This is a genomic window from Vibrio sp. ER1A (assembly GCF_000733315.1).
Taxonomy (GTDB): domain Bacteria; phylum Pseudomonadota; class Gammaproteobacteria; order Enterobacterales; family Vibrionaceae; genus Vibrio; species Vibrio mediterranei.
Window position 1 is genome coordinate 1 of record NZ_JPJA01000015.1, and the last position, 5,264, is coordinate 5,264.

Annotated in this window: 5 protein-coding genes; all 5 read left to right on the forward strand. The window is 47.0% G+C overall.

From position 1 onward, the window contains the following. Positions 1–136: 136 nt before the first annotated feature. The 5 genes from HW45_RS02855 (at position 137) to traD (ending at position 5,042) form a co-directional block, all read left to right on the forward strand. Entirely contained in the window at positions 137–526 is a 390-nt protein-coding gene (locus tag HW45_RS02855) for a hypothetical protein (protein WP_051867692.1), read from the forward strand. 146 nt (positions 527–672) lie between these two features. Then, positions 673–1,458 (forward strand): DsbA family protein, encoded by a 786-nt coding sequence (locus HW45_RS02860; protein ID WP_051867694.1) that lies wholly within the window; start codon positions 673–675, stop codon positions 1,456–1,458. A 118-nt stretch (positions 1,459–1,576) separates the two neighbouring features. Beyond that, a complete protein-coding gene (locus HW45_RS02865) occupies positions 1,577–1,768 on the forward strand; it encodes a hypothetical protein (RefSeq protein ID WP_038224571.1) in 192 nt (63 codons plus the stop codon). Between the two features lie 339 nt (positions 1,769–2,107). Next, complete coding sequence (locus HW45_RS02870; RefSeq protein ID WP_038224573.1) at positions 2,108–2,377, forward strand: hypothetical protein; 270 nt, start codon at positions 2,108–2,110, stop codon at positions 2,375–2,377. A 586-nt stretch (positions 2,378–2,963) separates the two neighbouring features. After that, positions 2,964–5,042, forward strand: coding sequence for a type IV conjugative transfer system coupling protein TraD (gene traD / locus HW45_RS02875; protein ID WP_038224575.1), 2,079 nt, complete (start codon positions 2,964–2,966; stop codon positions 5,040–5,042). The last annotated feature ends 222 nt before the right edge of the window (positions 5,043–5,264 follow it).

Sequence of the window (5,264 nt, forward strand, 5' to 3'; positions counted from 1 at the left end):
ACAACATAATCATTTGGTAGAATCCAACAAACCTGTGTATACCTTAGTGAACTTACACCCTGACGGAACGCGCGCAAAACTCTACTCCTAAAATTATCAGCAAGGCGGTTTCATCCCTCGCTGTACCGAAGTCGATGTGCTCTCCGCCACCACAAAACTCATGGAGTTCACCGTCAAAGACACAGGCCAAACCTATCGCTATTATTGGCATAAACGCACACCTGATTTTGCTCAGAACATTCAAAAATATTTTGGCACGACATGCGCTCCGCTCTCCAATACGCTCAGCGACATTGACAAGCAAGGCATCAGTGATGGAGAAGCAGAAATCGGCATGACAAAAGCCGCCGTTATACAGGCTATGGGTTACCCACCCGTCTTTAGAACGCCAAAACCAATGGCAAGCCGGACTTGGGTCTATTGGACCAATCGCTGGAATACCATGACCGTGAAATTTGATGCGGCTGGTAAAGTGTCTCATGTGAATTACCCGACCTCTTCTTCTGGCGGCATTCACTTGTTTTAACGGTCTTCATTTCGCTGACGCAGTACGTCCTGAGTATGCTCTATGTGCTGTGCCAACAACACAAAAAAAGGCCCGTCGTGTTTACTCGTCATCTCACTCGCACCCATCCCCTTAAGTTTGGGGGAATTGTTTTAAGAGTCATGCTAATGAAATCATTTATTTCTTTTCTTCTTGCTTTTCTTCTCTGTGCCTTATTAGGGGCGGGATTAAGCCTCATGTACGTACAAACTGTTATGATGCCTAAATTTGAAAGTAAAACCATCAAAGACACCAAAGCCGACCTTCTGGCTCACCCTGAGTTTTTACAACAGATGGCCAATGCTTACCAAGCTCAGCAAGAGACGGTACAGAAAACTCAAGCCTCAGAGTTGGTGCTTGACCAGCTCGATGCCGTTAAACAAGGCATCGTAGTCGCTAAGCATTCTGACGCCCCCGTTACTGTCGTTGAGTTCTTCGACTATCAATGCGTTTTCTGCTCCAAACTGGCGCCAGTTATCAATGACCTCAGCCAAGACAGCCAGCTGCAATTCATCTTCCATGAAACCCCGATATTTGGCAGTCGCTGGCCTGTGAGTACGCTCGCAGCGAAAATCGGTAATGCAGTCTATGAGGCAAAAGGTATGCACGCCTATGATAGTTACCATCGTGCGCTCTTTGCCACCGGACATAACGAAGGACGCTTCACTGAAAAGGACATTCATACTGCGCTGGCTGACTTATCACTCTCAGTCGATGATTTGACGCTGTCTGACAATGAAATCAATCACACCATGACGTTATTCCAAACGCTAGGCTTTAGAGGGACGCCTGCTCTGATTGTGATGCCAACCCAGCACCCTACGGCTGACAATATTCATGTGATATTTGGGGCCGACCCATTGCAAATCAAACAAGCCATTGCACAGGTGAAACAATCCTTTAAAGAGCAGTAAGCTTCGTCTACCTTTCAAATTTGAACACTAAGCTTGCTAAGCCGCCGAGCGTAGTCAAGACGACTACGCTTAGTATAAGGTCACCGTTTTGACCTTAGCCTGATAGAAGGAATAATACATGCAAAAAATCATCATTCAGTTCACTCAGGATGGTCGATACATCGACAACGCCTGGGAAGGTCGATTTCAAGCACTGAAAGGAGACCAAAAAGCGGTGTCACCTTCACTCGCTATGCGCTTGGTCGGACAGCGCCTAGCCAATGCGGTTCTTGGAGAAGATGGAAAACCACTAACCTTGTCTGAGAAATAAAAAAACGAGAGGCCACCTGACATGACACTCTCGAAAATGTGGGTGGTCGGACTCAATGAGTCCTTTATTGTTATAATTCCGAAAAACAAGGAGCAGACAATAATCCCCCCTTATTGTGCAACAAAGTGACTTAAACACAATAACTCAAAAAAAACCGAAAGCCATGTGGGGGTGACTTTCGGTAAAGTAACATTATCGATAATAAAGTTGTCGTTAGCTCAGGGAGCTATAGAATGTCGGAAAGGTGATGATGGAGTCTAAGCATCATCACGTCTGTTAATATAAAGTAATAGAGCCTCAGCAATATAGATAATAGTTTTTACAAGAAAACAGCGTATTATGACAAACCATCACACAGACGACTGGGTTTGCTTAGAAGATGGCGAAGACGATTACGTCATTGACCGCTTTGAGCTTCGCGTCAAAGGCAAAAAGCCCCTAGTATTGAATAATCCTAGCTTTTCCAAATTGTTCTATAACGTACAACAATACTTGCACATCAACCAAACGCAAGCTAAAGCGCTACTTCAACTCACCATTGTAGACGTGCCTGACCCTTTGACCGCCACAGAACACCTCAAACTGGTGCAAGTTCTCAGCAAAAGGTAAGTTACCTACCGGATATCCAACCAAACGGGGGGATAACCGCCATTTGATGAACGACATCAATCAGATACCACCAATAAACGGGCCAATCCTATCGATAGCTTGACCGAACGACGGAGAGTTTAACAAAGCATCAATATCTGGATAGATTGACCGGGTCAAGTTGACCACAAAAGCAAGAACACCGCTTCAAGCAATGACGCTGTAGCCAACTCTCATCCTGTTACACAACGTCCTTGTTCATGACCATGATCATACCTATAACAGAATGAAGATTGCCACCGAGAAAACGGGGCGAGCCCTGCTACAGCGCACTTATAGCTTACCGATCCTACCTGAATGAAACCATAGAAAAAATTTCATCGAATAAACTTTAGTATGACAAGGCTGTAGCCGTTTGATACGACAAGCCAAGCACATCAAAAGTAGGTGATGACACCTCTTACTCAATCAAAGCACGACTACAGCGCGCACACCCTAACACATCCTTATGTCAAGTGACACCACCCCCCTCCAAAGAAGGCGTACTCTGACGTCACGTTTATCACTTGACCTATGTTAAATGACTTACCTTTAAGGACTCAAGCCGATGGCCAACACCAATTACACCACTCGTGGAGGACAAATTGTCTTTCATAACTTACGCATGTTCTTTCAAATCCAAGGCTGGGTAGTCAAACTCGCGATGTTCCTCGCGTTCGTATTGACGTTGCTGTACACCTGGCTAGCAACCAGCACGGACACCTTGCTGAACGCCTTTTTCTATCTCAAGTTCCAAATCCTGATGTTGCTTCATCCTGCGGACAGTGCCACCTCCACCATGATTTACCACGGCACCACCTATAAAAACACCATCGTTAATTTTGCCAATAACACCATGCTCTACAACGATTGGGCGCACTTCGCCATGATAGCGCAGCTCGCCTTTGTGGCCGCCTTCTTTAGCGTCTGTTTGGTGGGTTGGACCATCATGCATTTCTTTAACCGACAAGGTCAAAAGCAAAGTGAAGACAAACACATTCGCGGCTTTCAGTTGGCCGAGCCGAAAGTGATAACCAAAACACTGATTAAGCGCGCTAAGGTCAACAAAAAACGCGGGTATGGGGATGGCTCGATATCGAGCTTTAAGATTGATGGCCACGCGCTCAGCAAACAAGACTTTGAAGTGCAGCACCTGCTCATTGATGGCACCACAGGCGCAGGGAAATCCGTCATGATACGCAAACTGCTTCGCTGGATACGTAAGCGAGGCGACAAAGCCATCGTCTACGATAAAGGCTGCACCTTTGTCAGTAAGTTCTACAACCCTGATACCGATGTGATTTTAAACCCCTTTGATGACCGCTGCGCTCATTGGGATATCTGGTGTGATGCCAAGGATGCGCCTGACTTTGAGAACATGGCCGCTGCGCTTATCCCTCAACATGGTGAAGGTGACCCGTTCTGGGTCGATTCCGCTCGCACCATCTTCTCTTCATCCGCGTACCGAATGAGTCAAGATAACCAACCTAAAACCACCGCTAGACTGCTCAGCTTAATCCTGACCTCAGAGCTGGAAGCGTTAGGGAGTTTCTTAAAAGGCACAGAAGCGACCTCCCTCGTCTCTGGGGACATTAAGAAGACCGCCATTTCCATTAAGTCGGTACTCGCCACCTACATTAAAAGCTTACGCTTTCTTGATGGGCTGGATAGCCCAAACCGGCCTGATGCGCTCAAACAACGCTTCTCTATCACCGATTGGGTGCAAAACGATAAGAAGCGAGGCTTTTTGTTTTTATCCAGTAATGCCCAGCAACACGCTTCCCTGCGACCGCTGATTTCCACTTGGCTGGCCATCGCCTCCAATGCCATATTAGGGATGAAGCCTGATGAAAGTCGCCGTATCTGGGTAGTCATGGATGAAATGCCCAGTCTGCATAAACTCCCTGAGCTGGGCACCATCATTTCTGAAGTAAGAAAGTTTGGGGGCTGTTATCTGATTGGTATCCAGTCTTATGCTCAACTCGTCAAAACCTACGGTAAGAACGCTGCCGATGAAATGTTTGACCTGCTCAACACACGATTTTTCTTCCGCGCGCCATCAGAGCCGATGGCTCGTATCTCCTCTAAAGATCTTGGGGAGCAAGAAGTTGATATTTCCAAAGAGAACATCTCCTATGGCGCCAACACCTTACGTGATGGGGTGTCTTTAGGTCACCAGACCATTACGCGTCCCGTGGTCTCTGCCAGTGAAATTCAAGCGCTGGATGACCTGCAATGCTACCTGCGCACGCCTGGCGTCAGTCTTATCACGAAGCTGGATTTGCACTTTGATAAGATGCGCGATATTTGCGCGCCCTTTAATAAGCGCGACATTGTCTTCTCTGCCGCCATGAACACCGCCTATGAGCAAGCGATATATCACGAATGCGTCGCGCCCACTCAACACCTCAGCACTGAAGAGCGCCAAGCATTAATTAAGGTGCAGGAGTCACAGTTTGAGAATGACGAGCAGATGCACGCCGAGACCAAACCGATGAAATACGCACTGAAAAGTGACACGGTGACGCAGATGCGTGAAGAGAACAAAGCCCATCAACATGCTCATGAGCAAGACCAAGAAGCGCAGCGTAACATCGATGAAGCGGCGATTTCCCAAGAGCAGGAGTCCGGAGAGATGATTGAATAACTGTCACTAGCAGAAAAATGACTCACCACATACTTCATCAGACAATAGTGAGAAAAACACATAACCAACCACAAGCCTTGCAAGAGCAAGGCTTTTAAATTCCTCTTAACTTCCCTTCTCTAACCACTACACACCGCTCAGCTTTGCTGCCAGCGGCAATTTGCGTTGCATAAGGAAAAGATCGATGCTTTCCATTAGCCTCCTAAAATCGGCTGCAGGCGC

Bases quoted from the DNA above. Each gene is read 5' to 3' on its own strand.
- traD (WP_038224575.1), top strand. From the start codon at position 2,964: ATGGCCAACACCAATTACACCACTCGTGGAGGACAAATTGTCTTTCAT.
- HW45_RS02860 (WP_051867694.1), top strand. From the start codon at position 673: ATGAAATCATTTATTTCTTTTCTTCTTGCTTTTCTTCTCTGTGCCTTA.
- HW45_RS02865 (WP_038224571.1), top strand. From the start codon at position 1,577: ATGCAAAAAATCATCATTCAGTTCACTCAGGATGGTCGATACATCGAC.
- HW45_RS02870 (WP_038224573.1), top strand. From the start codon at position 2,108: ATGACAAACCATCACACAGACGACTGGGTTTGCTTAGAAGATGGCGAA.